The organism is Sphingomonas sp. Ag1 (genome assembly GCF_000980895.1).
Classification (GTDB): Bacteria; Pseudomonadota; Alphaproteobacteria; order Sphingomonadales; family Sphingomonadaceae; genus Sphingomonas; species Sphingomonas panaciterrae.
In genome coordinates this window covers 53,931-79,955 of the sequence record NZ_LAZX01000092.1, presented here as the reverse complement: position 1 = coordinate 79,955, position 26,025 = coordinate 53,931, and the positions used below count along the sequence as shown (strand labels likewise).

The 26,025-nt window shown below is 66.4% G+C and carries 29 protein-coding genes; 13 read left to right on the top strand and 16 right to left on the bottom strand.

Translation table 11 applies throughout. The features are described 5' to 3' along the window. The first annotated feature begins 67 nt into the window (after positions 1 to 67). The 6 genes from XM50_RS11135 (at position 68) to ribA (ending at position 4,639) form a co-directional block, all read left to right on the top strand. Entirely contained in the window at positions 68 to 418 is a 351-nt protein-coding gene (locus XM50_RS11135) for a hypothetical protein (RefSeq protein ID WP_046409449.1), read from the top strand. A gap of 26 nt (positions 419 to 444) precedes the next feature. After that, entirely contained in the window at positions 445 to 939 is a 495-nt protein-coding gene (locus XM50_RS11130) for an RES family NAD+ phosphorylase (RefSeq protein WP_231621948.1), read from the top strand. 157 nt (positions 940 to 1,096) lie between these two features. Continuing rightward, the gene (locus XM50_RS11125; RefSeq protein ID WP_417158988.1) at positions 1,097 to 1,828 is read left to right on the top strand and encodes a TerC family protein; all 732 of its coding nucleotides are present in this window, start codon (positions 1,097 to 1,099) and stop codon (positions 1,826 to 1,828) included. A gap of 94 nt (positions 1,829 to 1,922) precedes the next feature. Then, positions 1,923 to 2,531 (top strand): LolA family protein, encoded by a 609-nt coding sequence (locus XM50_RS11120; RefSeq protein WP_046409447.1) that lies wholly within the window; start codon positions 1,923 to 1,925, stop codon positions 2,529 to 2,531. A gap of 264 nt (positions 2,532 to 2,795) precedes the next feature. Then, positions 2,796 to 3,578: an exodeoxyribonuclease III gene (locus XM50_RS11115; protein ID WP_046409446.1), complete on the top strand. Its 783-nt coding sequence runs from the start codon at positions 2,796 to 2,798 to the stop codon at positions 3,576 to 3,578. Continuing rightward, complete coding sequence (ribA, locus tag XM50_RS11110) at positions 3,575 to 4,639, top strand: GTP cyclohydrolase II (protein ID WP_046409443.1); 1,065 nt, start codon at positions 3,575 to 3,577, stop codon at positions 4,637 to 4,639. The genes XM50_RS11115 and ribA overlap by 4 nt, the downstream gene beginning before the upstream one ends. Before the next feature lie 36 nt (positions 4,640 to 4,675). Here ribA and XM50_RS11105 read toward each other — a convergent pair whose 3' ends face one another. Continuing rightward, positions 4,676 to 5,356 (bottom strand): HAD family hydrolase, encoded by a 681-nt coding sequence (locus XM50_RS11105; RefSeq protein ID WP_082102992.1) that lies wholly within the window; start codon positions 5,354 to 5,356, stop codon positions 4,676 to 4,678. Beyond that, complete coding sequence (locus tag XM50_RS11100) at positions 5,353 to 6,030, bottom strand: YggS family pyridoxal phosphate-dependent enzyme (protein ID WP_046409442.1); 678 nt, start codon at positions 6,028 to 6,030, stop codon at positions 5,353 to 5,355. Before XM50_RS11100 ends, XM50_RS11105 begins: the two co-directional genes overlap by 4 nt. Before the next feature lie 76 nt (positions 6,031 to 6,106). On the opposite strand from XM50_RS11100, the gene XM50_RS11095 reads away from it, so the two are divergent. Next, positions 6,107 to 6,583: a thiamine phosphate synthase gene (locus XM50_RS11095; protein WP_156167240.1), complete on the top strand. Its 477-nt coding sequence runs from the start codon at positions 6,107 to 6,109 to the stop codon at positions 6,581 to 6,583. Between the two features lie 39 nt (positions 6,584 to 6,622). On the opposite strand, the gene XM50_RS11090 is transcribed toward XM50_RS11095, so the two are convergent. Next, on the bottom strand, positions 6,623 to 7,330 hold the full coding sequence (locus tag XM50_RS11090) for a porin (protein WP_231621947.1): 708 nt from the start codon (positions 7,328 to 7,330) through the stop codon (positions 6,623 to 6,625). A gap of 204 nt (positions 7,331 to 7,534) precedes the next feature. Here XM50_RS11090 and XM50_RS11085 point away from each other — a divergent pair, with 204 nt between their 5' ends. Genes XM50_RS11085 through holA form a run of 4 tightly spaced genes read left to right on the top strand, consistent with a single transcriptional unit; the run spans position 7,535 to position 12,015 of the window. Beyond that, positions 7,535 to 7,969, top strand: coding sequence for a DUF3576 domain-containing protein (locus XM50_RS11085; protein ID WP_046409438.1), 435 nt, complete (start codon positions 7,535 to 7,537; stop codon positions 7,967 to 7,969). A 10-nt stretch (positions 7,970 to 7,979) separates the two neighbouring features. Continuing rightward, positions 7,980 to 10,502 carry a leucine--tRNA ligase gene (leuS, locus tag XM50_RS11080; protein ID WP_046409436.1) on the top strand — a complete coding sequence of 841 codons (2,523 nt, stop codon included), beginning with the start codon at positions 7,980 to 7,982 and terminating at the stop codon, positions 10,500 to 10,502. Next, complete coding sequence (lptE, locus tag XM50_RS11075) at positions 10,499 to 11,002, top strand: LPS assembly lipoprotein LptE (protein WP_046409434.1); 504 nt, start codon at positions 10,499 to 10,501, stop codon at positions 11,000 to 11,002. Before leuS ends, lptE begins: the two co-directional genes overlap by 4 nt. Then, positions 10,999 to 12,015, top strand: coding sequence for a DNA polymerase III subunit delta (gene holA / locus XM50_RS11070; RefSeq protein ID WP_046409432.1), 1,017 nt, complete (start codon positions 10,999 to 11,001; stop codon positions 12,013 to 12,015). Before lptE ends, holA begins: the two co-directional genes overlap by 4 nt. A 49-nt stretch (positions 12,016 to 12,064) precedes the next feature. Here the strand turns inward: holA and XM50_RS11065 are convergent, their stop codons facing one another. Genes XM50_RS11065 through XM50_RS11040 form a run of 6 tightly spaced genes read right to left on the bottom strand, consistent with a single transcriptional unit; the run spans position 12,065 to position 17,597 of the window. Then, positions 12,065 to 12,970, bottom strand: a complete 906-nt coding sequence (locus XM50_RS11065) for a ParB/RepB/Spo0J family partition protein (RefSeq protein ID WP_046409430.1) — start codon at positions 12,968 to 12,970, stop codon at positions 12,065 to 12,067. Next, positions 12,967 to 13,749, bottom strand: a complete 783-nt coding sequence (locus XM50_RS11060; protein WP_046409428.1) for a ParA family protein — start codon at positions 13,747 to 13,749, stop codon at positions 12,967 to 12,969. Before XM50_RS11060 ends, XM50_RS11065 begins: the two co-directional genes overlap by 4 nt. Next, the gene (gene rsmG / locus XM50_RS11055; protein WP_046409426.1) at positions 13,746 to 14,366 is read right to left on the bottom strand and encodes a 16S rRNA (guanine(527)-N(7))-methyltransferase RsmG; all 621 of its coding nucleotides are present in this window, start codon (positions 14,364 to 14,366) and stop codon (positions 13,746 to 13,748) included. Before rsmG ends, XM50_RS11060 begins: the two co-directional genes overlap by 4 nt. Next, positions 14,363 to 16,075 carry a tRNA uridine-5-carboxymethylaminomethyl(34) synthesis enzyme MnmG gene (gene mnmG / locus XM50_RS11050; RefSeq protein ID WP_231621946.1) on the bottom strand — a complete coding sequence of 571 codons (1,713 nt, stop codon included), beginning with the start codon at positions 16,073 to 16,075 and terminating at the stop codon, positions 14,363 to 14,365. Before mnmG ends, rsmG begins: the two co-directional genes overlap by 4 nt. Positions 16,076 to 16,095: 20 nt before the next feature. Then, complete coding sequence (gene mnmE / locus XM50_RS11045; RefSeq protein WP_443024659.1) at positions 16,096 to 17,364, bottom strand: tRNA uridine-5-carboxymethylaminomethyl(34) synthesis GTPase MnmE; 1,269 nt, start codon at positions 17,362 to 17,364, stop codon at positions 16,096 to 16,098. Continuing rightward, complete coding sequence (locus tag XM50_RS11040; protein ID WP_046409420.1) at positions 17,361 to 17,597, bottom strand: DUF6489 family protein; 237 nt, start codon at positions 17,595 to 17,597, stop codon at positions 17,361 to 17,363. Before XM50_RS11040 ends, mnmE begins: the two co-directional genes overlap by 4 nt. A 122-nt stretch (positions 17,598 to 17,719) precedes the next feature. Between XM50_RS11040 and XM50_RS11035 the strand changes: the two genes are divergently transcribed. Continuing rightward, positions 17,720 to 18,421: a dienelactone hydrolase family protein gene (locus XM50_RS11035; protein WP_046409419.1), complete on the top strand. Its 702-nt coding sequence runs from the start codon at positions 17,720 to 17,722 to the stop codon at positions 18,419 to 18,421. 41 nt (positions 18,422 to 18,462) lie between these two features. Here XM50_RS11035 and XM50_RS11030 read toward each other — a convergent pair whose 3' ends face one another. The 3 genes from XM50_RS11030 to cysD are packed head-to-tail and all read right to left on the bottom strand — an operon-like array spanning position 18,463 to position 22,039. Continuing rightward, positions 18,463 to 19,200: a 3'(2'),5'-bisphosphate nucleotidase CysQ gene (locus XM50_RS11030; RefSeq protein WP_046409647.1), complete on the bottom strand. Its 738-nt coding sequence runs from the start codon at positions 19,198 to 19,200 to the stop codon at positions 18,463 to 18,465. A gap of 8 nt (positions 19,201 to 19,208) precedes the next feature. Continuing rightward, positions 19,209 to 21,131 (bottom strand): sulfate adenylyltransferase subunit CysN, encoded by a 1,923-nt coding sequence (gene cysN / locus XM50_RS11025; protein ID WP_046409417.1) that lies wholly within the window; start codon positions 21,129 to 21,131, stop codon positions 19,209 to 19,211. After that, positions 21,131 to 22,039: a sulfate adenylyltransferase subunit CysD gene (cysD, locus tag XM50_RS11020; RefSeq protein ID WP_046409415.1), complete on the bottom strand. Its 909-nt coding sequence runs from the start codon at positions 22,037 to 22,039 to the stop codon at positions 21,131 to 21,133. Before cysD ends, cysN begins: the two co-directional genes overlap by 1 nt. An 88-nt stretch (positions 22,040 to 22,127) precedes the next feature. Between cysD and XM50_RS11015 the strand changes: the two genes are divergently transcribed. After that, positions 22,128 to 23,120, top strand: coding sequence for a hypothetical protein (locus tag XM50_RS11015; RefSeq protein ID WP_046409413.1), 993 nt, complete (start codon positions 22,128 to 22,130; stop codon positions 23,118 to 23,120). On the opposite strand, the gene pdeM is transcribed toward XM50_RS11015, so the two are convergent. The 4 genes from pdeM to XM50_RS10995 form a co-directional block, all read right to left on the bottom strand. Beyond that, a complete protein-coding gene (gene pdeM, locus XM50_RS11010; RefSeq protein ID WP_046409411.1) occupies positions 23,074 to 23,736 on the bottom strand; it encodes a ligase-associated DNA damage response endonuclease PdeM in 663 nt (220 codons plus the stop codon). The two genes, XM50_RS11015 and pdeM, sit on opposite strands and share 47 nt — an antisense overlap. Positions 23,737 to 23,798: 62 nt before the next feature. Further along, a complete protein-coding gene (locus XM50_RS11005; RefSeq protein ID WP_052742548.1) occupies positions 23,799 to 24,671 on the bottom strand; it encodes a MipA/OmpV family protein in 873 nt (290 codons plus the stop codon). 65 nt (positions 24,672 to 24,736) lie between these two features. After that, positions 24,737 to 25,126, bottom strand: coding sequence for a DUF2141 domain-containing protein (locus XM50_RS11000; RefSeq protein ID WP_046409642.1), 390 nt, complete (start codon positions 25,124 to 25,126; stop codon positions 24,737 to 24,739). Further along, the gene (locus XM50_RS10995) at positions 25,092 to 25,898 is read right to left on the bottom strand and encodes a sterol desaturase family protein (RefSeq protein WP_046409409.1); all 807 of its coding nucleotides are present in this window, start codon (positions 25,896 to 25,898) and stop codon (positions 25,092 to 25,094) included. Before XM50_RS10995 ends, XM50_RS11000 begins: the two co-directional genes overlap by 35 nt. Between the last annotated feature and the right edge of the window lie 127 nt (positions 25,899 to 26,025).

The following is a 26,025-nucleotide window of genomic DNA, read 5'->3' as shown; positions in this document are numbered from 1 at the left end:
CCCGAAATCTCCGGGTTCATTGAACCGAGGCACATAGTGATGCATATATGAGGCAAGGAGTGCACTCATGCTTGCCGCTTTCCTCGACGACATCCGCGACCAGGACCTGATTGCCCCCCGCCGCATGGCGGAGCGGCTGCGCCTGCCGATGTCGCGTCTGGCGAAGCTGGCACATCTGAACCGCAACACCATGGCGGCCCGTCCCGACAGCCCCGCCGTGCAGACGAAGCTGGGCGAGATTGCCCGCATCATCGCGCGCGCCGCGGAACTGGCGGGCGACGAGGGGCGGGCGATCATCTGGTTCAAGCATCAGCCGATCGCCGGCTTCGGCAAGACGGCGGAGGAACTGGTGGAGGCCGGCCGTGCCGATGCGGTCATGTGGACGCTCGAAAGCATGGATCAGGGTAGCTACGCCTGATCTCGCCCGGGCGATCGGACGCTCCCGTGCCGCACCAGCCGCTTCTCCCGCTCACCGGACGCTTCTGGCGCATGCTGGGGGTCCGGTGGCAGCGGCGCCCCTATGACAGTGGATCGCACCTGACCGGTGGCCGCTGGAATCCGGTCGGCACGCCGGCGCTGTATCTGTCGGCGGATTACAACACCGCGATTCAGGAGATGCACCAGGATCTGGTGCGCCCCGGAACGCTCGTCGCCTTTGACGTCGCGGCGGATTCAATCGCTGACCTCGGTGACGCAGATCCGGCCATCACCCTTGCCTTGTGGCGGCAGATCCACATGATCGACCGCAAGACGCCGCCAAGCTGGGCGCTCGCGAGCAAGCTGATCGCCGCAGGGGCGCAAGGCGCGCTGGTTCCCTCGGCGCAGCATCGCGGTGGCCGTAACCTCGTGTTGTGGCGCTGGCACGACGCGGCCGCCGCAGGAGAGGGCGCTCGCCTCAGCCTGCTCGATCCGGAGCGCGCGCTGACCGGGCGTGACTGACGCCAAGCGCGGCTTTGTTCGTTCGAGGCGGGCGGAGTGCCTCCTGATCGGCGGATATCAGCCGACGCTGGCGGACGCTGTTGCGCTGGGATAACGACGTGGCGCAACCGGGGCGGTTCAGGACCGTTCCACCACCAGCCATGCCGGAGCCTTTGCGTTGATCCTCACTCTTCTTGCTCAAGCGGCTGCTGCCATACAGGGGCCCGGCTCGCTGGGTGACATCTGGCAGCATATCCTTGCCGATTTTTCGAACCTCTCCGAGCCTGCGGCGCTGGCCGCCTTCGGTCAGGTGCTGATGATCGATCTGGTGCTGGCCGGCGACAATGCGGTCGTCGTCGGGGCGCTCGCCGCGGGCCTGCCCGCCGAACAGCGCAAGAAGGTCATCCTGATCGGCATTATCGCCGCCCTCGTGCTGCGCATCGCCTTTGCGCTGGTGGTGACATGGCTGATGGGAATCGTCGGCCTGATCTTTGCCGGCGGCCTGCTGCTCTTGTGGGTCAGCTGGAAATTCTGGCGTGAATTACGGGCCGATTCGCACATCAACGCAGGCTCGGAAGAGATCGAGGGCGACGAGCGGTCGGGCCTCGCGCCCGCGCGGTCGTTCGCGTCGGCCGCCTGGGCGGTTGCCATTGCCGACGTGTCGATGAGCCTCGACAACGTTCTCGCCGTCGCGGGTGCCGCGCGCGAGCATCCCGGCATCCTCGTCGTTGGCCTGATCCTGTCGGTCGCGCTGATGGGGTTGGCCGCGAATTTCATCGCCCGCATCATCGGCCGCTATCGTTGGATCGCCTATATCGGCCTCGCCGTGATCGTCTTCGTTGCGTTCAAGATGATCTACGAAGGCTGGGTCGGCACGGGCGAGACGGTCGGCATCATCACCCTGTTCTGAGCCGCGATCGCTTCGGCTGACGGGAACCGGAGGGGGTTCACCACGCGTTCAACCCCTCCGGCCGATACGCCGCGCAGTGACCAACGGGAGAGTCATGGTGAAATTTGTGGTGCCATTTGCTGTTGCGGTCGTCATCGCTGCGCCCGCAGCCGCGCAATCGGGTGATCTGGCGCAGGTCCAGAACCATCTGCGCGCGGTCAACACGATGACGGCGAATTTCACGCAGACCGACCGCGCCGGCAAGACGGTGACCGGCACGCTGTCGCTCAAGAAGCCGGGCAAGATCCGCTTCCAATATGAAAAGAGCGTACCGATCCTGGTCGTCGGCGACGGTAAGGCGCTGACCTTCATCGACTATTCGGTGCGTCAGGTGCAGCGCTGGCCGATCACCAATTCGCCGCTCGGCGTGCTGATCAACCCGGATCGCGATATCAGCCGTTATGCCAAGGTGATCCCGGGCGCGGACCCCCGCGTGCTGTCGGTGGAGGGCTATGACCCCAAACACCCTGAATATGGTCGTATCACCATGGTCTTCGCGCGCGACGCGTCAGCCCCGGGTGGGCTCATGCTGCAGGGCTGGGTGACGCTCGACAGCCAGGGTAATCGCACGACCATCCGGCTCGATAATCAGCGCTTCAACGTGCCGGTGAGCGATGGAACGTTCCGCTGGAACGATCCACGGAGGACCAGCCCGCGCAGCTGATTGATTTAGATAGATTCCGTTCATCTAGGCGACAGGTATGTGATTCTAGAACATGAGGTGCGGATGTGGGGCGATCCGGGATTTTCCCCCTGTTGCCCGGACAATGTTCCACACTCCCCCTGCGTGACGAACGCCAGGTCGGCCCTCGCTCCATGCCCCCGGAGCGAGGGCCTTTCCTTTTCCGCGGGTTCTACTCTCGCGGCGCGCTACGGGGTATCGGCCGATCGGTTGTGAGCGGCGCAGCCTCCCGCTACAGCCACTGGCGTGAAGATCGTCAGCTGGAACATCAATTCGGTTCGCTTCCGCCTCGACATTGTCGAGCAATTCCTTCGGGAGGCGGCGCCCGACATCCTGTGCCTTCAGGAAACCAAGGTCATCGATGCGGATTTCCCCGCCGCCAGCTTCCGCGCGCTGGGCTATGATCATGTCCTGATCCACGGGCAGCGGATGCATCACGGCGTCGCGATCATCAGCCGCGTGCCGCTGGCCGAAGACGATCGTTTCGATTGGCAGGCCAATCGCGAGGCCCGGCATATCGGCGTTCGCTTGCCTAACGGGGTACGGCTGGAAAATGTCTATGTGCCGGCCGGCGGCGACGTACCCGACCGGGAGGTGAACCCGAAGTTCGGGCAGAAGCTCGATTTCGTGCAGCGCATGACCGAATGGTCCGCCTCGCTCAACTGCCCAACTATCCTGACCGGCGATTTCAACATCGCGCCGCTGCCGTCCGACGTGTGGAGCCACAAGGCATTGCTCAAGGTGGTCAGCCATACCCCGGTGGAGGTCGAGGCGCTCGGCCGGCTGCAGCAATCCAACAGCTGGGTCGATCTTGGCCGGCATTTCTACCCCGCCCCGGCGCGGCTCCATACCTGGTGGAGCTATCGCTCGCCCGACTGGACCAAGAATGATCGCGGCCGGCGCCTCGATCACATGTGGGCGACCAGCGACGTGGCTGAGGCGGCACGATCGCATCAGGTGTTCGAGGCGTGCCGCAGCTGGCTCAAGCCTTCCGATCACGTACCGATCATGACGGAGTTCGACTTTTGACCGGCGCGCGCCAGCCCGATTCCAAGGCGGCGGCGCGGGCGATTGACGCCCTCCGACGCGGGTGGCCGATCCGTATCGGTGCGCTTGCGCTTCTGCCGATCGAAACTGCCGACGCGCTGCGGCTGGAGGCCTTCGATCCCACGGCTGACGCGCCCGTGCTGCTCTCCGCTGGCCGTGCGGAGACGCTGAAGCTCGCCAATCAGCGCGAGGCTGCCGTGCCCGACGCGCCGGTGCTGGTCGATCGTGCGCCGTGGATCGATTTTGCCGGCGGGACCGCGCTGGCCGATCCTCAGCTTGATCTCGCGACGCCGCTGAAAGGGCCGTTCCGTGCGATCGAGGTGGTCTCCCCCGACGATGCACGCGCGGCGCTGCGGCTCGCGCGGGTCGCGGGGATGCTGCCGGCCTTCTTCGTCCGCCCGGATGGCCCGGCCGAGGTCACGCTGACCGCAGCAGATATCGATGCGCACGAGGACGCGATACGCCTCGGCATCGCCGCGCGCGCGCGTCTGCCGGTCGCCCATGCCGAGGATGCGGAGATCGTCGCCTTCCGCACACCGGAGGGACCGGGCGAACACGTCGCGCTGCTGATCGGCGCGCCCAACGGTCAGCCGCCGCTGGTGCGGCTGCACAGCGAATGCCTGACTGGCGACGCGCTGGGCAGCCTGAAATGCGATTGCGGGCCACAGCTCGACGCCGCGTTGAAGGTGATCGCCCAGGCCGGCTGGGGCATCCTCTTGTACCTGCGGCAGGAGGGGCGGGGAATCGGCCTCGTCAACAAGCTGCGCGCCTATGCGCTGCAGGATCAGGGCTTCGACACGGTCGACGCCAATACCCGCCTCGGCTTCGCGATTGACGCGCGTGATTTCGGTGTCGCGGCGCGGATGCTCGACCTGCTCGGCCAGCGCGAGATCCGGCTGCTGACCAACAACCCCGGCAAGGTGCAGGGGCTGGAGGCGCATGGCATCAAGGTGGTCGAGCGGGTGCCGCATTTCCTGCCGACCAACCCGCACAACGAACATTACCTCGCCACCAAGCGCGACCGGACTGGCCACCAGCTCTGACCGATACGGCGTAGGCGCGCCGCGGTGCTGGCGGGCTTACGCGCTCGCCGGCAGGCCGAGCACGCGGCGGACGCCCTCGAAATCGTGCGCGATCGTGTGGACGCCAATCTTGCGCAGCCGCTCGTCATGCCCAAGCGCGCAATGGCTGCCGGCGCACAGGCCAATCACATGTGCACCGCTGGCGACCGCGCCGGTCGCGCCAACGGGCGAATCCTCCAGGATCACGCAGCGTTCGATCGGCACGCCCAGCTGCGCCGCGCCATGCAAATACAGGTCGGGCGCCGGCTTGCCGCGGGCGACATGCTCTCCCCCGGAATATAGATGATCGCCGAACACGTCTTCCAGCCCCAGGTGGCGCAGGTGCGTGCTGATCCACCGTGTCGAGCTGGACGAGACAACCGCCTTGGGCAGGTCGGCCGGCAGCGATCGAACAAAGGCAACCGCCCCCACGACCTCTTCGACGCCTTCCAGCAGGACGCGCTCATTCTCGGCCAGACGCGCCTCGTTCCAATTGGCGGGCAGCGGGCCGCCGATGAAATCCTCCACACGGTTGAGGAAGTCCTGGCCGGCCAGCCCCATGAAGCGGGCCATCGATTCCTCCGGCGTGATCGGATGGCCGTTTGCGGTCAGGAAGTCGGCGATATGCTTGTTGCCGAGAAACTCGCTCTCGATCAGCACGCCATCGAAATCGAAAAGCAGCGCGTCAAAATCGATCATGCGGCCGCCTCCGGCTGGGTGCGAGCGCCGAACAGTGCCGACCCGATGCGCACATGTGTGGCGCCGATCATCACCGCCGTCTCGAAATCATCCGACATCCCCATGCTGAGGCCCGTTAGTCCTTCCTCACGCGCCAGCTTCGCCAAGAGCGCGAAATAAGGCGCGGCATCGACCCCGATCGGGGGAATGCACATCAACCCGGCGACCGGCAGGTCCGCCTGCCGCGCCTCGGCAAGCAGCGCGGGCAGGTCGTCGATCGCGCACCCGCCCTTTTGCGGCTCCTCGCCGATATTCACCTGAACGAAGCAGGGCAGACGACGATCCTGCGCATCCATCGCGCGGCCCAGCGCGCCGACCAGTGAGGGCCGATCGACGGCGTGGATCACGTCGGCCAGCGCCACGGCATCGGCCGCCTTGTTCGATTGCAGCTGGCCGATCAGGTGCAGCGTGACGTCGGGAAATTGCTCGCGCAGCGCCGGCCATTTGGCGGCCGCCTCCTGCACCCTGTTCTCACCGAAATGGCGCTGGCCGGCCTCCAGCAGTGGCACGATGGCCTCGGCCCCATGCGTCTTGGAAACGGCGATCAGCGTCACATCGCTCGCCCTGCGGCGGGCGAGCTTGGCGGCGTGCGCGATGCGGGTGGTGATCGCGGCGAGACGGTCGTCGGCGTGCATCGCCCGCGCTATAGGCAGGCGGATGCCGCGCCGCCAGCCTGTCCCGACCACCCGGCCGATTCCCAGCATCTGGTTGATGACGGACGAGCGGATGGGGAAGCGGCTGTGGCACGCCGTCCAACGCCTGCCGCGCGGGGCAGGGATCGTCTTTCGCCATCATCGCACCCCGCTGGCGCAGCGGCGGCGGCTGTTCGCCCGCCTGCTGCGGCTGGCGCGGTCGCGCGGGCTTGTACTGGTGCGCGCCGGCGAGGTGGCATTGCCGGGCGAGATGGGGGTGCATCGCGGCGCGTCCCGGGCGTTCGTCACCTGGCCGGTCCATGATCGGCACGATGCACGCGCCGCGCGCCGCGCTGGCGCTGCAATCGCCTTCGTATCGCCGGTCTTCGCCACGCGCTCCCACCCGGGCGGGCGGGGGTTGGGGATGGCGCGTGCGGCAGCGCTCGCCCGCGCCTTGCCGATGCGGCGGATCGCGCTTGGCGGCATGGACGCGCGCCGTTTCCGACAAAGCGCAAATTTCGATGGCTGGGCGGCGATCGACGCCTGGCTGGACTGATCAGCGAGTCATCGCGACGTAACCCACGCCGCGCGATCGTCAGAAGCGGAAGGCGGTGCCCAGGTAGACGGCCTGGCTGTCGCGGCGATCGTCGTTGAAGCGGGCGAGCCGCTCACGTTCCGACTTGTAGCGCACGCCGGCGGTCAGATCGATGTTGCGGGTCAGCGAATAGGAGCCGCCCACATCCAGCGAGTAGCTCGGCGCTTCCTCGACCATCTGCGTCGCGGTGCCCGGCAGCGGACGATCCGCCGCTGCCTTCACCCGGCCGGTGAAGCGCGGCATCGAATAGCTGACCGACAGATCGGCCGCCTCGCGGCTGCCCGGCTGCCCGGCCAGATCGATCTTCGCCACGTCACCCGTCACGGCGAACCGCTTCCAGCCCACCGATACGCCAAGGTTGTAGGCGACCGGCACCAGGCCGACGGTCGGCGCGGCCGCGGTGGTCCGCGCGGCATCGGCAACCTGCGTCGAGCGGGCACGCACCGCCACGGTCACCGGGCGGTTGCCCTGACGATTCTCGGACGGGGTGAAACGGAACTGGCCATCGGCAAGGCCGCTGCGCGCAAAGGCGGCGGCAAGGCGCGGATCGGCCGCGGCAGGCGTAAAGCCACCCACCGAACGGGTCGCCGACGGACGCTTGGTCGTGGCGCGATCAAGCTCGGACGCACCCATCGCCGGCGCAACGACGAGCGCCGAGGCGACAAGCGCCACGACAGACCCACCAATTAGCGCACGAACAGCGATCACGAATCCCTCCGACCCTTGCAACGCAACTAACACGATTCGTTCGCACGCCGCCATGCTGGCTTGTTGCTTTTGGGACGAGTGTTGCACGCTTTCCACACTATGCGCGACGAATGGACCGGGCGATGCGTCGGTTCCGTGAACTTGCGGGCAATGGGTCGCCTCTGTAGAGGTCGATGTCACCAGTTTTCCATCAGGACGATGCCCATGTTCCGCCCGTTGCGTTCCGCGCTGGTCGTTTGCGCTGCCCTTGCCGTCGTGGGCTGTGGCGGTGGCCGGCAGAAGGTTTCCACCGATCTTGCTGCCAGCCGTGTCACCACGATCGGCGTGAACAGCTATCTGTGGCGCGCCTCGCTCGACACGCTCAGCTTCATGCCGCTGCTGCAGACCGACTCCAACGGCGGCGTCATCGTCACCGACTGGTATGTGAACCCGCAGACGCCCAATGAGCGGATGAAGGTCACGGTCACGATCCTCGACCAGGACCTGCGCGCCGATGCGGTGCGCGTCGCGGCGCTGAAGGAGGTCAACCAGGGTGGACAGTGGGTGGCGGCACCCGTCACCGCGGCTACCACGCAGAAACTGGAAGACATCATCCTGACCCGGGCGCGCGACTTGCGGCGTGCGTCCTCGCTGAACTGATCCAGCCATCATGAGCCAGCGTTTCAACGCGCTTTCCGCCGACGCCCGCTGGCAGCGGGTGTGGGATGAGCGTCGCACTTTTGCCGCCGACGATTCCTCCCCCAAGCCCAAAAGCTATGTTCTTGAGATGTTCCCCTATCCGTCGGGGCGCATCCACATGGGCCATGTGCGCAATTACACGATGGGCGACGTTCTCGCCCGCTTCCGCCGCATGAACGGCATGGAAGTGCTCCACCCGATGGGGTGGGACGCCTTCGGCATGCCGGCGGAAAATGCCGCCATGGAAAAGGGCGTGCATCCGGGCGGCTGGACCCGTGACAATATCGCCACGATGAAGGCGCAGCTGAAGCGGCTCGGCTTCGCGCTCGACTGGACGCGCGAATTCGCCACCTGCGATCCCGAATATTACGGCCACGAACAGGCGATCTTCCTCCGCTTCCTTGAGGCGGGGCTGGTCTATCGCCGTGAAAGCGCGGTGAACTGGGATCCGGTCGACATGACCGTGCTCGCCAATGAGCAGGTGATCGACGGGCGCGGCTGGCGCTCGGGCGCGCTGGTCGAAAAGCGCAAGCTCAACCAGTGGTTCCTGAAGATCACGGCCTTTGCCGAGGATCTGCTCTCCGGTCTCGCTGACCTGAAGGACTGGCCGGAAAAGGTCCGGCTGATGCAGGAAAACTGGATCGGCAAGAGCCAGGGGCTCACCTTCCGCTTCGCGCTGACCGATGCGGCCGGCACAGGCGAGGGCGTCGTGGAGGTCTATACCACCCGCCCGGACACGATCTTCGGCGCCAGCTTCGTCGCGGTGGCGGCGGATCATCCGCTGGCACAGTCCGTCGCCGCTGGCGATCCGGCCGCGCAGGCGTTCATCGAGGAATGTCGCCGCGGCGGCACCACCGCGGCGGAGCTGGAAACGCAGGAGAAGAAGGGCTTCGACACCGGCTACAAGGCCGCGCATCCTTTCGATCCGACGATTCAGCTGCCGGTCTACATCGCGAACTTCGTGCTGATGGATTACGGCGTCGGCGCGGTGTTCGGCGTTCCCGCGCACGACCAGCGCGATTTCGAATTCGCTACCAAGTACAAGCTGCCGATCCGCCGCGTCGTCTCCGAAGGAACGAAGGACTCGCCCGAGTTCCACGAGGCGGAGGCCTATACCGGCCCGGGTACGCTGGTGAATTCGCACTTCCTCGACGGCATGGACATCGAGGATGCGAAGCGTGAGGTGATCGTCCGCGCCGAGGCTGGCGGCTGGGGCGAGGGGACCACGGTCTACCGCCTGCGCGACTGGGGCATCAGCCGCCAGCGTTACTGGGGCACGCCGATCCCGATCATCCATTGCGCCGACTGCGGCGCCGTGCCGGTGCCGCTCGATCAGCTGCCGGTGAAGCTGCCCGAGGATGTCAGCTTCGCGATTCCCGGCAACCCACTTGATCGCCATCCCACGTGGAAGCATGTGGCCTGCCCCTCGTGCGGCAAGGATGCTGTGCGCGAGACCGACACGCTCGACACGTTCGCGGATTCGTCCTGGTATTTCATCCGCTTCGCCAGCCAGCCGGACGACAAGCCGTTCGACAAGGCGGTAGCCGAGCAGTGGCTGCCGGTCGGCCAGTATATCGGCGGCGTGGAACATGCGATCCTCCACCTGCTCTATGCGCGTTTCTGGACGCGCGCCTTGCAGCATGTCGGAATGATTGATCTCGCTGAGCCATTCGCCGGCCTGTTCACCCAGGGCATGGTGACGCACGAGACCTACAAGTCTTCCGACGGTCGCTGGCTGTCGCCGGGCGAGATCGAGGACGGGATCGAAGTATCGACGGGGCAGCCGGTCACGGTCGGCCGCGTCGAGAAGATGTCCAAGTCGAAGAAGAACACCGTCGATCCCGAACCGATCGTCGACCAATATGGCGCAGACGCGGTACGCTGGTTCATGCTGTCGGATTCGCCGCCGGAGCGCGACCTGGAGTGGAGCGAGAACGGCATCGAGGGCGCGTGGCGCTTCGTCCAGCGGCTGTGGCGTCTGGTGGCCTCTGAGGGCACTGGGAGCGCTGCTGAGGGTGGCGAGGACATCGGCCTGCGCAAAACCGCGCATCGCACGGTAAAGGGCGTTGCGGACGCCATCGAGGGCCTTCAGTTCAACAAGGCCGTGGCGCTCATCTACACCCTCGCCAACGCAATCGAGAAGGCGCAGCCGTCGCAGGATCGCACTGCCGCGGTTGCAACGCTGCTGCGCATCGTTTCGCCGATGGTGCCGCATTTGGCCGAAGAGGCGTGGGCGGCGCAGGGCGGCGAGGGGCTGATCGCCGACGTCGCTTGGCCGGTGGTCGATCCCGCGCTGCTGGTGGATGACGAGGTGACCGTGGCGGTTCAGGTCAACGGCAAGCTGCGCGATACGATCCTGCTCCCCAAGGGCATGGCCCGCGAGGAGGCTGAGGCTCAGGCGCTCGCCTCCGAAAAGGTGGCCCGCTTGCTCGAGGGCAAGCCGCCGCGCAAGGTGATCGTGGTGCCCGATCGCCTGGTGAACATCGTCGCATGAAGCGGCTGCTGCCCCTCGCTGCGGCGCTCATGATGCTGGGCGGATGCGGCCTCAAGCCGCTCTACTCCGGCGGCAGCGCCAGCCCGGCCGCACAGGTCCTGGGCGAGATCGAGATCGTGCCGATGGAGGGGCGCGCCGGCTGGCTGCTGGCCAATGCGCTGCGTGAACGGATGAGCGTCGTGCCGGCATCAGCCAGCCCGCGCTACCGGCTGCAGATCGCGCTCGACGACCAGATCACCGGCCTCGCCATCCGCCGCGACGATTCGGTCGCGCGGGAGCGGCGCACGCTGCGTGCGCGCTACCAGCTGGTGGAGGTCGGCAACGACGGCGTGGTGCTCGATGCGACGGCCGGCTCAGACGCAGGCATTGACGTCGTCGGTTCGGACTATGCCACGATTGCCGCGGAGGCCACGGCGCTTGAACGCTTGGCCGATGTGGTCGCGGATCAGATCATCACGCGGATTTCGGTGTCCGTGGGGCAGAACGCCGCCAAGCAATGAAGGCGACCGAAGCCCGCCTCAAGGCGGCCCTGGATCGCCCGCCTGCCGACATCCGGCTCTATCTCCTGTTCGGCCCGGACGAGGCGGGGGCGATCGCGCTCGCCAACCGGCTTCCCCGCGCGCTCGGCCCGGATGCCGAGCGGATCGACCTCGACGGCGCCACGCTGCGCAGCGACCCGGCGCGACTGGTCGACGAAGCCGCCTCGCTGTCGCTGTTCGGCACGCCGCGTCATATTCGGATCAGCGCCGCTGGCGAGGAGAGCCTGGCGGCCGCTACCGCGCTGCTGGAAGCCGATCGCGTCGCCAACCCCGTGGTGATGATCGCCCCCGCGCTGAAGGCCAGTTCGAAGCTCAGCAAGCTCGCGCTCGACTCACCCGCTGCTCTGGCACTCGCCTGCTACGTCCCCGGCGCCGATCAGATGGAGTCGATCGCCAATGACCTCGCGCGTGAGGTCGGGTTACGGCTCGGCGCGGGCGTCGCGCGCCGCCTCGCAGCCGCGGGGGGAGGTGACCGGGCGGTGATCGCGCGCGAGATCGAGAAACTCGCCCTGTACCTCGACGCCGCTCCCGATCGTCCCGCCGCCTGCGAGCAGGACGCGCTCGATGCCGTGGGTGCTGACCTCGGCGATGCCGACATGGGCGACGTGGTCGCGGCGCTCGTCGCCGGGCGACCGGCGGAGCTTGGAGAGGCGCTCCGTCAGCTTGACGAGGCCGGGATATCGTCAATCCCCTGGCTTCGTGCGCTTGCCCGTCGGCTGGCTGCACTCGCCGAAATGAAGGCCGAGGTTGCGGGAGGCGATGACGTCGATAGCGTGATGAAGCGGCACCGCGTGTTCTTCAAGGAAGAGGCGGCCACCAGCGCGGCGTTGCGCCAATGGTCGCCTGCGGCGCTCGCGCGGGCGATGGTGCTGGTACGCGAGGCCGAGCGTGCCGTGATGGCGGGCGGCGGCAGTGCGGGCGACGTGGTCGCCAGCCAGGCGATGCTTACGCTCGCACAGCGCCTTCGGGGCTAGTCACGGGGCAGGGCAGTGCCAGTCCGTCGCTGGCGCCTACCCAACCGGATCAGATCGGCTCCCCGCTCAACCGCTGGCAAATCATGTCGAGTTGATCGAGCGTCGAATAATCGATCGTCAGCGACCCGCCATTGGGACTGTAGGTGATCCGCACGCGCACACCGAGCAGGTCGCCCAATTGCCGCTCCAGCGCGGCCACATCGGCATCACCGCTCGCCGAGGAGCCACCAGCACTCGCCCGGTTGCCGGGCTTGCGCGTCGTCGCTGGCTTGGCCGATTGCGCCAGTTTCTCGGTCTGGCGTACCGACAGCCCCTTGTTCACCACCTGATCGGCCAGCGCCTCGGGGTCAGGCGCGCCGATCAGCGCACGGGCGTGGCCCATGCTCAGCGTACGATCGACCACGCGCGCCTGGACGGTCTTTGGCAGGTCCAGCAGCCGCAGCAGGTTCGCGACATGGCTGCGCGACTTGTGCACCGTCTGCGCCAGCACTTCCTGTGTATGGCCGAATTCGTCGACCAGCCGGCTGTACGCCTCTGCCTCTTCGATGGCATTCAGGTTCTGCCGCTGGATATTCTCCACCAGCGCGATCTGCAGCGTTTCACTGTCGGTATAGTCGCGGACGACCACCGGCACTTCGTGCAGCCGTGCACGCTGCGCCGCGCGCCAGCGCCGCTCACCCGCGACAATCTGATAGGTATGGCCATGTGGCCGCACCACGATCGGCTGGATGATGCCGCGTTCCGCGATCGACGCGGCCAGTTCGTTGAGCGCATCCTCGTCGAAATGTCGCCGCGGCTGCTCCGGGTGGGGGGCGATCGCGCTGACGGGGATCATTCGCACGCCCGCGGGCGGCCCGCCCTCGGTCGCGGTCGGGGAATCATCACGGGCGATATCGCCGAGCAGGGCCCCCAGACCCCGGCCCAGCCCGCCGCGGGCGCGCTTGGTATCGGTCATGCGGCCACCTCGCTGGCATGCGGCAACCGGGCAATCAACTCCCGCGCCAGGGCAATATAGGCTTGCGATCCGCTGCACCGGTGATCGTAGATCAGCGCGGGCAGGCCGTGGCTGGGCGCTTCGGACAGTCGTACGTTGCGCGGGATCACCGTCTCGAACACCACCTTGCCCAGCACGGCGCGCACGTCCGCCGATACCTGCTCGGTCAGCCGATTACGCCGATCATACATCGTCAGCGCGACGCCGATGATCGCCAGTGCCGGATTGAACCTGGCACGGATCCTCTCGACGGTCGTCAACAGCTGGCTGAGACCCTCCAGCGCGAAGAACTCGCACTGCAACGGCACCAGCAGCGAATCCGCCGCCACCATCGCATTGATCGTCAGCAGCCCGAGGGAGGGGGGGCAGTCGATCAACGCAATGTCCCAGCGCGGCGGCGTTGCGTCGAGCGCGCGGTGCAGGCGATGAGTCCGGTTTTCCAGCTCGACCAGTTCGATCTCTGCGCCGGACAGGTCAACCGTCGCCGGCAGCACGTCGAGCCGCGGAACGCCCGTTGCGACGACGGCGCTTTCCACCGGCGCCTGATCCACCAGCACATGATAGCTCGATGCAGCGCGCTGCGCCTGAGTGATCCCCAGCCCCGTCGAGGCGTTACCCTGCGGATCAAGGTCGATCAGCAGGACGCGCTTGCCCGTCGCGGCCAGCGCGGTCGCCAGATTGATCGCCGACGTTGTCTTGCCAACCCCGCCCTTCTGGTTGGCCACTGCGATGCGGATCATCGCCGTTCCTTCACATTTGTCACGACGACGATGCCGGAGGCAGGGTCGGTGATGCTCTGTTCCACGTGGAACAATCCCGCGAAGCGGCGCTGCGCTTCCTTGACCTCTGTGGTGGCCGATTGTCCCTTGGGTAGCAAGTAAAGCGTGCTCATCGACGCCAGATGCGCCGTGGATTGCAACAATTCCGCTAACGAGGCGACCGCCCGCGCAGAAATCACCGCGGCTTTGGGCTCGGCGACGCGCTCGACCTTCGCCTGCTGAACCGTGACGCGCGCTGTGAGACCCTCTTGCTCGATCACGCCCCGCAAGAAGTCTGCCCGCATCCGGCGGGGTTCGATCATGACGACGGGCCGATCACTCGCCAGCGCGACGACCATGCCTGGGAAACCCGCGCCCGTGCCGACGTCAATCCACGTCCCGTCATGCTTATCGGCCAAGGGAAGCAGCTGCGCGGAATCGAGGAAATGCCGGTTCCACAAGGAGTCGAGCGTCGGCCGGGCGACCAGATTCTGTCGCTCGCTCTCCGCGCGGACAATATCGGCAAACCGCTCCAGCCGCGGCATCGCTGCGTCACCAACGATCGCACGGACCGCGGCGCGTGCTTCTTCCTCGTTCATCGCTGCGCCGCCTTCGCATCAAGCCACAAGGCGGTGAGGGCGGCAGGGGTGACCCCGCGCACGCGCGATGCCTCACCCAGCGTACGCGGCCGCGCTGCCCGGAGCCGCTCGCGCATCTCGTTCGACAGGCCGGCAATCCGGTCCAGCGCCACATCGCTGGCGATCACGATCTTCTCGTCCTTCTTCATCCGCGCAATCTCCGCCGCCTGCCGTTCGAGATAGGGGGCGTAGCGAACGTCCTCCTCATGCTCGCGGATCAGGTCAGCGTCGATCGCGCCGTCTGCGTCTACCTCGCCACTGCGGAGCTGAGCGCGCTGCGCCATGCGTGTCGCGACATGACGCTGCCGCCGTGGGGACAGCAGCCCCAGCCGCTCCGCTTCCCCGCTCAGCCGCGCCTCGGCATTGTCGGCGCGCAGTGCAAGACGATATTCGGCCCGCGCCGTCAGCATGCGATAGGGTTCGCTGATGCCTTGCAGGACCAGATCGTCGATCATGACGCCGATATAGCTGGCGGTCCGATCCGGCTGGAAAGGCGTTAGATCAAGCGCAGCAGCGGCCGCATTGGCCCCCGCCACCAGTCCCTGTGCGGCGGCCTCTTCATAGCCGGTGGTGCCATTGATCTGGCCAGCCATGAACAGGCCCTTCAGCTGCGGCAGCGCTAACGTGGCGTCGAGCGCGCGTGGGTCGATGTGATCATATTCGACCGCATAGCCGTGCATGGTGATCCGCACGTCTTCAAGCCCCGGCACACTCCGAATGAACGCGTCCTGCACATCGGTCGGGAGCGAGGTGGAGATGCCGTTGGGATAAACGGTGGCATCATCGAGTCCCTCGGGCTCAAGGAAGATCTGATGCCCGTCGCGATCGCCAAAGCGCCGGATCTTGTCCTCGATCGACGGGCAATAGCGTGGACCCAGGCCCTCGATCGCACCGGTCTGCAGCGGTGAGCGATGCAGATTGTCACCGATGATCGCATGCGTTTCACCGGTGGTACGGGTGATGGCGCAGGCAAGCTGCGGAAGGCGGCGGCCGTGCGTCATGGGCGACATCGTCCAGGGATCGACATCCGATGGCTGTGGTTCGAGCCGCGCCCAGTCGATCGTGCGGCCGTCAAGGCGGGGAGGGGTGCCGGTCTTCAGCCGCCCCATCGGCAGCCCCAATTCGCGAAGCTGCGTAGCCAGCGGCAGTGCTGCCGCCTCCCCGACGCGACCACCGGTTTCCTGCACCTCGCCACGAAAGATCCGCCCACCAAGGAACGTGCCGGTCGCCAGGACGACCGCGCCGGCTGAAATGGTCGTGCCGTCGGCAAGCGTAACGCCGGTCACGCGGTCACCCTCCAGGCGAAGCGCGACCGCGTCGCCACCAACGATCGTTACGCCGGCCTGGTCCGCCAACATCGTCCGGATGGCGGCGGAGTAGAGCTTACGATCGGCCTGAATTCGCGGTCCCTGAACCGCCAGTCCCTTGCTGCGGTTGAGCATCCGATGGTGGATGGCCGCAGCATCGGCCGCTCGTCCCATCAGGCCGTCAAAGGCGTCTACCTCGCGAACAAGATGACCCTTGCCCAACCCGCCGATCGACGGGTTGCACGACATGGCGCCGATTTTGCCAGGATCATGGCTGACCAGCGCGACCCGGGCGCCGCGTCGGGCAGCCGCGGCCGCGGCTTCTGTCCCGGCGTGTCCACCCCCGATGACGATAACATCCATGGATTGTTCCACGTGAAACATCACTTCCCAACACAGAAGCGCGCGAACAGTGCATCGAGCATGGTCTCGGTGGCGTCGACCCCAAGCAGACCGGCGAGCGCGCGCGTTGCCGTTCGTACCTCTTCTGCGCGCAACAGCAAGTCGTCGCTGTTTAGTGAAGCGACAAGCGCGCGGTGCGCGGCGTCAATCGCGCGGCGCTGTTCCACGTGGAACGTCGCCTCCGCTCCACCGCCCAACACAGCATCCCCGCGGCGCTCGATTTCACCCCACAGACCGTCAATGGTCGCCGGATCATAGACCGACGTGGGTATGGCGCCCGTGGGCGTGCCGCCCTGGCGGTCGGCCTGAGCGAAGACACGGATCGCACGTTCGCTGTCCTCAGTCCCCGCGAGGTCCAGGATGATGTCCGCCGAAGCCAGCGCGGCGCGTGCGCGCTCGATCCCGATCCGCTCGATCGGATCATCCGTCTCCTCCCGCAACCCGGCCGTATCGATCAGCGTATAGGCCCGCCCACGACGAACGACCTGCGCCTCAACCCGGTCGCGCGTCGTCCCGGCAATCGGCGAGACGATCGCCGCCTCACGCCCGATCAGCGCGTTGAGCAGCGATGATTTGCCCGCATTTGGCGGGCCGACCAGAACGATGCGAATACCATCGCGATATCGCTCGACCGATGGACGGGCGAGAACCCCCGCCAGCTTATCCGCCAGCGCTCTGGTTTCCGCATCAATCCGAACGGTATCGACCGCCTCGACATCATCCTCATCGTCGAAGTCGATCGTCGCCTCGATCAGCGCGCCGATACGCGCAAGCTCGGCCATCCACTGCGCGACCAATCGGCTGACCACACCATCGGCGCTGTCCATCGCCAGCCGCCGCTGCTGCTCGGTTTCCGCTTCGAGAAGATCGGCAATCCCCTGCGCCTGGATCAGGTCGATCCGACCATTGGCCAGCGCCCGCCGCGTGAACTCGCCAGCCTCCGCCGGCCGCAGTCCCGGTTGCTCACTGAGCGCGCGCTCTACCGCTGCAACGACCGCTCGCCCGCCATGCAGGTGCAGCTCGACCAGATCCTCCCCAGTGGCGGTCCGTGGTCCCGGAAACACCAGGACCAGCGCTTGATCCAGCACCAACCCTTCATGGCGCAGCGTGCGCAATCCCGCGGTCCGAGGGGCGGGCAGGGGGCCCGCAAGCGGCGTTGCTGCCGCTATGGCGCTCGGCCCGCTGACCCGCAGCACGGCGATGGCGGCCGGCGGGCGGCCGCTCGATACGGCAAAGATCGTGTCCATCAGCCGCCGGGCTTGGAGCCCGCCTCGAACATGCTGCGCCAGAAATTGGCCCCCGTCTCACCCATGGGCGCCCAGCTGCGCATCAATCCCTCCAGCACCTCCGGCGCCACGGCCTTCTGCTCCAGCGATTGCTGCAACAACGCTACGTAGCGATCGTGCAGCGGCGACAGGTCCGGCAGCCCCATGGCGCGGCGCGCTTCCTCTGGAGAACAATCCACCTCAATGCTGATCTTCATGGCCGCCTCCGCTTGAGCCGTGCTGCGGGGAGCGATAGCGTCACCCGTGCACCATCTATGCCCGCTCTGCCGCTGCCGTCGCAACTGCGGGAGCGGGCTGCATCACAAGGAGAAGGATTTTCATGGATCAGACGATCGACATCACCGCGCTGAACAATGAGGGCAGCTTCAAGGCATATCGCGCCGATCCCAGCGGCACGCCGACGGCCGCCATCATCGTCATCCAGGAAGTGTTCGGCGTGAACCCCGGCATCCGGCAAAAGTGCGATCGCCTGGCAGAGCAGGGCTATCTCGCCATCGCGCCCGATCTGTTCTGGCGCATCGCGCCGGGCGTCGAGCTGAACCCGGACATTCCCGAAGAGTTGCAGCGCGGACTCGACCTGTTCGGCCAGTTCGATCAGGACGCTGGCATCCGTGACATCGAAGCGACCATCCACGCAACCCGGTCGCTGCTCGGCGGCACGGGCAAGATCGGCGCGGTCGGTTACTGCCTCGGCGGGCGCCTGGCGTTCATGACCGCCTGCCGCACCGATATCGATGCGAGCGTCGGCTATTATGGCGTCGGCATCGACGGCCTGCTGGGTGAGAAGCACGCCATCGCCAACCCGGTTCTTCTCCACATCGCGGGAGAGGACGGCTTCGTCGACAAGGCGACCCAGCAGAAGATGCATGAGGGGCTGGACGATCACCCCAAGGTCACGCTGTACGATTATCCGGGTGAAGACCACGGCTTCGCGACCGAAATGGGCGACCGCCGCTCGCCGGCTGCTGCTGATCTCGCGGATCAGCGCACGGCCGATTTCTTCGCCGAACATCTGAAGTAAGCGCCCGCGCCTCTCCCGCCCGCCGCGGGGGAGGCGCCGGCTCAGGCGGCCTTCGTCGCCCGGACGAGCGCCAGCACCTCGCCCGCCAGTTCCTTGGCGCAGATCAGCAGATCGGGCAGGTACACATCCTCCTGATTGTACCGCAGCGGGCTGCCGTCGATGCGCGAACAATGCAGGCCATAAGCGGCCGCCACAGCCACCGGGGCGGCCGAATCCCACTCAAATTGTCCGCCCGAATGCAGGTATATATCCGCTTCCCCCTGCACCACGGCCATCGCCTTCGCCCCGGCTGACCCCATCGGCACCAGCGTCGCGCCAAGCCGCTCGGCCACCGCCACCGCCTCGGGCGCGGGCCGGGTGCGGCTCACCAGCATCCGTAGCGGGGACGCCGGGGGAGGGACCGCCGCCGGCTGATCCGATCGCAGAACCAGCCCGGCGTCGGGCAGCGCCACCGCCCCGATCGCGGCGACACCATCGATCGCCAACGCGACATGCACCGCCCAGTCGTGCCGCGCCTCGCCATATTCGCGCGTCCCGTCGACCGGATCGACGATCCAGGTGCGGCGCTTGGTCAGCCGCTCGCCATCACAGCTCATCTCTTCCGACAGCAGGCCATCGTCGGGTCGCGCATGGCGGATCGCCTGGACAAGGAACTGATTGGCGGTCTGGTCGCCTGCCTTGCCCAGCGCCTGCGGGCTGAACACCGTGGCACCGCGCACCGCCAGCAGGATCTGCCCGGCCGTCTCGGCAAGGTGGGCGGCGAGCGCGGCGTCGGTCATGGCGTTGGTCACGGGATGATCCTGGCAATGATGAGGTCCGCTGCTTCTTCGGGCGTCATCGCCGTCGTGTCGATGCGGATCTCGGGATCCTCCGGCGGCTCATAGGGGCTGTCGATGCCGGTGAAGTTCGCCAGCTGCCCGGCGCGCGCCTTGGCATACAGGCCCTTCACATCGCGTCGTTCCGCTTCCGCGAGCGGGGTGTCGATATGCACTTCGATGAACTCGCCCGGCTGCATCATCTGGCGCACCATTTCCCGCTCGGCGCGGAAGGGGGAGATGAAGGCGGTGACGACGATCAGCCCGGCATCGGTCATCAACCGCGCGACTTCACCCACCCGGCGGATATTCTCCACCCGGTCGGCGTCGGTGAAGCCCAGGTCCTTGTTCAACCCGTGGCGTACATTGTCGCCATCGAGCAGGAAGGTGTGACGGTTCATCCGCACCAGCTTCTTCTCGACCACATTGGCGATGGTCGATTTGCCCGCTCCGGAAAGACCGGTGAACCACAGCACCACCGGCTTCTGGTTCTTCAGCGCGGCCAGCGTCTCGCGGCTGACGTCGGTCGGCTGCCAATGGATGTTCTGCGATCGACGGAGGCTGAAGTGCAGCATGCCCGCCGCCACCGTGGCATTGCTCAGCTTGTCGATCAGGATGAACCCGCCCAGCGTCCGGCTGTCGGCGTAGGGCTCGAACACCAATGGCTTGTCGGTGGAAAGATTCGCGACCCCGATCGCATTCAGGTCAAGCGTCTTGGCCGCCAGCTGCTCTAGCGTGTTGACGTTGACCTGATATTTGGGCGCCTGCACCGTCGCGCTGACCGTCTGCGTGCCCAGCTTCAGCCAATAGGCGCGGCCGGGCAGCATGTCCTCCTCCGCCATCCAGACGATCGTCGCTTCGAACTGATCGGCAACTTGCGGCGGATCACCCGCGGCGGCGATCACGTCGCCGCGCGAACAATCCACCTCGTCGGCCAACGTCACCGTGACCGATTGGCCGGCGACCGCTTCGCCCAGATCACCGTCCAGCGTCACGATCCGCGCAATCGTCGTCGTCTTGCCTGACGGAAGAATGCGTACCGGATCACCCGGTCGCACAACGCCCGAGGCGATCTGCCCGGCGAACCCCCGGAAATCGAGATTGGGCCGGTTGACCCATTGCACCGGCAGGCGGAGCGGCCGCGCCTGGTCCGCCTCAGCATCGATCGGCACCGCCTCCAGATGCGTGATCAGCGGCGGCCCGCTGTACCAAGGCGTCTGGTCGGATGCGGCGGTGATATTGTCGCCACGAAAGCCCGAGATTGGAATGGCAGTAAACCCATCGATGCCGATGGTCGTCGCGAACGCCTGATAATCCGCAACGATCGCGTCGAACACCGACTGGTCATAGTCGACCAGGTCCATCTTGTTCACCGCCAGCACCAGGTGCCGGATGCCGATCAGATGCGCGAGATAGGAATGCCGCTTGGTCTGCGTCAGCACGCCCTTGCGCGCATCGACCAGGATCACCGCCAGATCGGCGGTGGAGGCACCTGTCACCATGTTGCGGGTATATTGTTCATGCCCCGGCGTGTCGGCGACGATGAACTTGCGCTTCTCGGTCGCGAAGAAACGGTAAGCGACGTCGATCGTGATGCCTTGTTCGCGCTCTGCCGCCAGCCCATCGACCAGCAACGCGAAATCGATTGCGTCGCCCTGCGTCCCGACGGTGCGTGAATCCTGTTCCAGTGCGGCCAGCTGATCCTCGAAGATCATCTTCGAATCGTACAGCAGCCGCCCGATCAGCGTCGACTTGCCATCGTCGACCGACCCGCAGGTGATGAAGCGCAGCAGCGACTTGTTCTGATGCTGCGCCAGATAGGCATGAATGTCGTCGGCGATCAGCCGATCCGCCTGATAGGAAGGCGCCGCCGGCGCCACTGACTGCGACGCCATCAGAAATACCCCTCCTGCTTCTTCTTCTCCATACTGGCCGCGCCGCCATCCTTGTCGATCGCGCGGCCCTGCCGTTCGCTGGTGGTGGTCAGCAGCATCTCTTGGATTACATCTTCCAGTGTCGCCGCCTCGCTCTCCACCGCGCCCGTCAGCGGATAGCAGCCCAGGGTGCGGAAGCGGATCGATCGTTCGACCGGCACTTCGCCGTCGCGCAGCGGAAAGCGATCATCATCGACCATCAGCAGCATGCCGTCGCGCTCGACGGTCGGCCGCCGCTCGGCGAAATAGAGCGGCACGATCGGAATGTCGTTCAGCTGGATGTACTGCCAGATATCGAGTTCGGTCCAATTGGAGATCGGAAAGACCCGGATCGATTCACCACGTGCCTTGCGGGTGTTGTAGAGGTTCCAGAGCTCGGGGCGCTGGTTCTTCGGGTCCCAGCGATGGTTGGCCGAGCGGAAGGAAAAGACCCGCTCCTTGGCCCGACTCTTTTCCTCATCCCGCCGCGCGCCGCCAAAGGCGACGTCGAAGCCATATTGATCCAGCGCCTGCTTCAACCCTTCCGTCTTCCACATGTCGGTGTGCAGCGGGCCGTGATCGAACGGATTGATCCCGCGTGCTTCCGCCTCGGGATTGCGGTGGACCAGCAACTCCATGCCGCTCTCGCGCGCCATGCGATCGCGCAGCGCGTACATCGCCTTGAACTTCCACGTCGTGTCGACATGCAGCAGCGGGAACGGCGGCGGGGCAGGGTGGAACGCCTTGCGCGCGAGATGCAGCATGACCGCCGAATCCTTGCCGACCGAATAGAGCATCACCGGCCGCTCACTCTCCGCCACCACCTCGCGCATGATGTGGATCGATTCGGCCTCCAGCCGCTCGAGGTGGGTCAGTGTCCGCGCCGTCATCGAAAAATCCCCGCAACGCCAATCCGGCTGATCTGCAACATGGCCGCGCCGGGGTGACACGGCACCTCCCATATGGGAGTGGGGCTATATGGCGATCACCCGTCCCGACGAGACCGACCTGTTGTTGCCGCTGCACGACGGCGCGCATGAGCAGGCACCGTTCGCGCTCTTCCTCCAGCGACTGAAGCGCCGCGTACGCGCCGATCAGGCCGTGCTGGCGGTGCGTGCGGGGCAGGGGGAATGGCGCTGGCTCGACTCTAGAATCGCCCCGCCGCCTGATCAGGATCATCTCACCGCCTTGCGGGCGCACCGCGTCTATGCGGAGGAGGAAGGCGGCTACGCGCGGCTGATCCGCGTCGATGAACCCGGCGGTGCCGCCGCGGTGCTCGTGATTCGCCGTGCGCAGTCCGATTTCAGTGCGGCCGACGGCGCCCTTCTTGCCCGCCTCGCACCGCATCTCGCGATCGCGCTGCGCACGCGTGCGGCACTCGATCATGCCGCCACCACCGCGTCGGTGGTCGAGCGGGCGGTCTCCGCCGGCCGGATCGCCTGGGCGTCGTTCGGCGCCGATGGACGCCCGCTTGCGCGCTCGGAGGTCTTTGCGGCGCGCGGCGGTTCCTTCTGGCCAATAGCGGCCGACGTTGCCGCCTGCGTGGCCGAACGCAGGCCAATGGTCGTGAGTTTGCGGCCAAAGGAGGCCGCGGCGATGCTGCTCATTCCGCTCGATCTGCCCCGGACGCCGCTCGCCACCGCCCCCGTGGCGCTTGGCCTAATGGCGCTCAACGCAGGACCTGGGGATGATGCCCAACCGGCGCTGCTCGCGGCATTGTTCGGCCTCACCGGCAGCGAGGCGCGCCTGGCGGCCGCAATCGCCGCCGGCGCCACCCTGTCCGACGCCGCGACGCAGCTAGACCTGACGATCGAAACGACGCGTAACTATTCCAAGCGCCTGTTCGCCAAGACGCGCACGCGCGGCCAGGTCGATCTGGTCCGCTTGATCGGCGCCAGCCCGGCGCGCTTCGCGCTGGGCCCGTTTACGCCGCCAGCGGAAAGCGAAGAAGGCGGTTCTCGACCGGAATAAGCGCCTGTGCCGAACGCCCTACCGCCCGCACGATCTCCGGATGGTCGACGTCCAGCCCCCCGGTCAGTGCGCCGAAGGCCGGCAGGATCAGCTTGTGGCTCGCCGCAACGAAGCAGCGTCGCGACACCAATTTGCCACGGACCCGGATCCGCAGCTTGGGGTGAAAGTGGCCCGACAGCTCGGGTCGCGTCTCGCTCAGCGTCGCCTCGTGCCGCAGCACCAGCCCGTCCACCACCGCCTCGTCCATCACCTCGCCGCCGCAGCGATCAACGCCGTGCGGATCGTGATTGCCGGTGATCCACGTCCATTGCGTCGCGCTGGTCAGCGACCGCAGCATGTCCTGCGCCCGCTGCGGCAATCGCGCGCATCCTTCCGGATCGTGGAAGCTGTCGCCCAGGCACCAGACCTCCCGCGCGCCGGTCTCTTCCACCAGCGCGGTCAGATCCGCCAGTGTGACGAAACTGTCGTACGGCGGCAGCATCTGCCCGGCGCGCGCGAACCAGCTCGCCTTTTCCAGATGCAGATCGGCGACCAGCAGGGCGCGCCGCGCGGGCCAGAATATCGCACCTTGGGGCAGGGGCGTCAGGTCATGCCCGCCGAACGAAAGGTGAACCATTGCCACCCTATGCGCCACCGGCAGCGGCGGATCAACGGGTGGCGCGGCGGCTCAGGCAAGTTTTAGAACGTGTAGGCCAGTCCCAGCACGCCCAGCCATTGATTGCGCGAACCCGCGATGCTGACGATCGGACTGTCACCCACATCGTTGATCAGCTTGCGATAGGTCACGCCGCCTACCACCTTGAATCCGCTCAGCAAGTCGCCGGTGATGGAATGGGTGCCGACCGCGCCGACGGTCCAGCTCTTCCAGCCGCCGCGACCACGGAAGGCGGGAAGGCCGCTCGCCGCCACCTGGCTCGGCGCCACGTCGAAATAGGTGCTGAGATATTTGGTCTCTACCCGCTCGGCCGACCCGAACAGCGCCACCGCCGCCCTGGTCGACAGCGGCGTGAAATAGTTGATCGTCGGCTGCCAGATGCCGCTCTTGTGCACGCCGGTGACGTCGTGGCGGTAACTGACCGACAGCGAAATCTTGTCGTACGGGCTGGTGATGACGCCCGTCTTGCCAACGCCGACGAACCCGCCGAGCTCAAGCGCCGTGGCGCGCGTGCCCAGCGCGCGGACGCGCGGGTCATCGATGCTCGACCGCTTGGTGCGCATGAAGTTCAAAACGCCGATGGGTCCGGCCTGAAAGTCCCAGCTGGGGCCGGGCTGGCTCGGGATCAGATCGGCGTTGGCGCGATTGCCCAGCACCTGGAAATTGATGCCGCTCACCGTCCCGATCACGCCGGGGACGGGGGTGAACTGATAATCGTTGGAGCCTTCGTAATCCGGCATGTAGCCGGCGCCGAGACCGACGGTGATCGCATCGCCCCCTGCACGATCGGCGAGCGCGGCAGCGGGGTCCGCGGCGGGTGCGCTGTCCTGCGCGGCAGCGATGGTCGGGAACATGGAAAGAGCGGCAGCGAGGCCGAACAGGCATTTGGCGGTCACGGAAAACGTCCCCTAATGGTCCGCACCGTAACACTCGCCTCGCGATTTGGCTCCGGCGCGCCCGTTTACAGAATGTAACGCATCTTCACCTGTTGCTTTTCCGCATCATCCTTGATGCTGAAACGCGCGGCGTCGAACTTGGGCGGGCCGAAGCGGATCGGCGGATTGCGCGAGAAGCCAAACCCTTCGCGCGGGATGCCGGCGAACGTGTCCAGCTTGGCATTGCCATTCTCGTCATGGATAACCGCAACGGCATAGTCGCCATAGGGCAGTCCTTCGAAGCGGACCTTCCGGATAGCGGCGGACACCGAACGGGTAGTGGCGTTCGTATCATCGACGCAATCGGGGAAATTGGCGGGATCGCCGCTCAGGCAGATGCGCAGCATCCCCTTGTTCGACCGGACGGCATCGAACCCGACATCAAGCCGTGCGATCGGCGCCGCCCCGATCAGCATCCCCGCCCCGAGCGCCAGCAGCAGCGCGCGCCCGGCTCCGCTCGTGGCTGCGCGTGAAATCGCCGAGCCCGTCGTCGGTGCCACACAGCCGGTCCCAGAAGCGGAAATACAAACCATAATTACACCCGTAACGCTCATGATGCCGCTGGTGATGGCTGGCGGTAATCAGCCATGCCCCCACTGGGCCTTTCCACATGAACCGCGGGAAAATCTCCCAACCCATGTGATTGGTGACACCCATAACTGTCATGATGGTCAGGACCAGTCCAAGCGCACCGACGTGGATCGGAATGAGGAAGACGAGTAGCGGAATTACCACAGCGCCGGTCAGCGCCTCGATCGGGTGAAACGCCATCGCCGCCCAGGCGGTCGGCGGGCGGCTGGCGTGGTGGACGGCATGCGCGATGCGGAACGCGCGCGGCTCGTGCATCCAGCGATGCGTCCAGTAGAACCAGGTGTCATGCGCGAAGAGGTACAGCATCACCGACAGCGGCAGGTACCACAGAGGATAGGCGTGGACGTCCTCGTAGATCTGCGTCCAGCCACGGTTCTGCCAGCCCCACGCCACGATCCCTGCCGGCACGCCATAGATCGCGGCGGAGGCGAGGCTCCACCAGATCTCGCGCCGGATCTGCGGATCGAGCCCGGCATACAGCGCCGGATGCCTCGCGCGCGTCGCCATGGCGAAGGCGCCGCTGGTGATCAGGTATCGCACGCCGACGATCAACGTCATCGCCACGGCGGAAAGGATGATGGCCAGCACGATCGACATGGCTCCGCTTGTACGGCCTCCGGTGATGTGGGGAAAGCGATCATGCCCGCTCCCGCGCCGCGACAGGTGGCGTTGGCTGCACACAAGGGCAATCGGGTGATCCCCGCTTCCGGTTTTGGCGGCGATC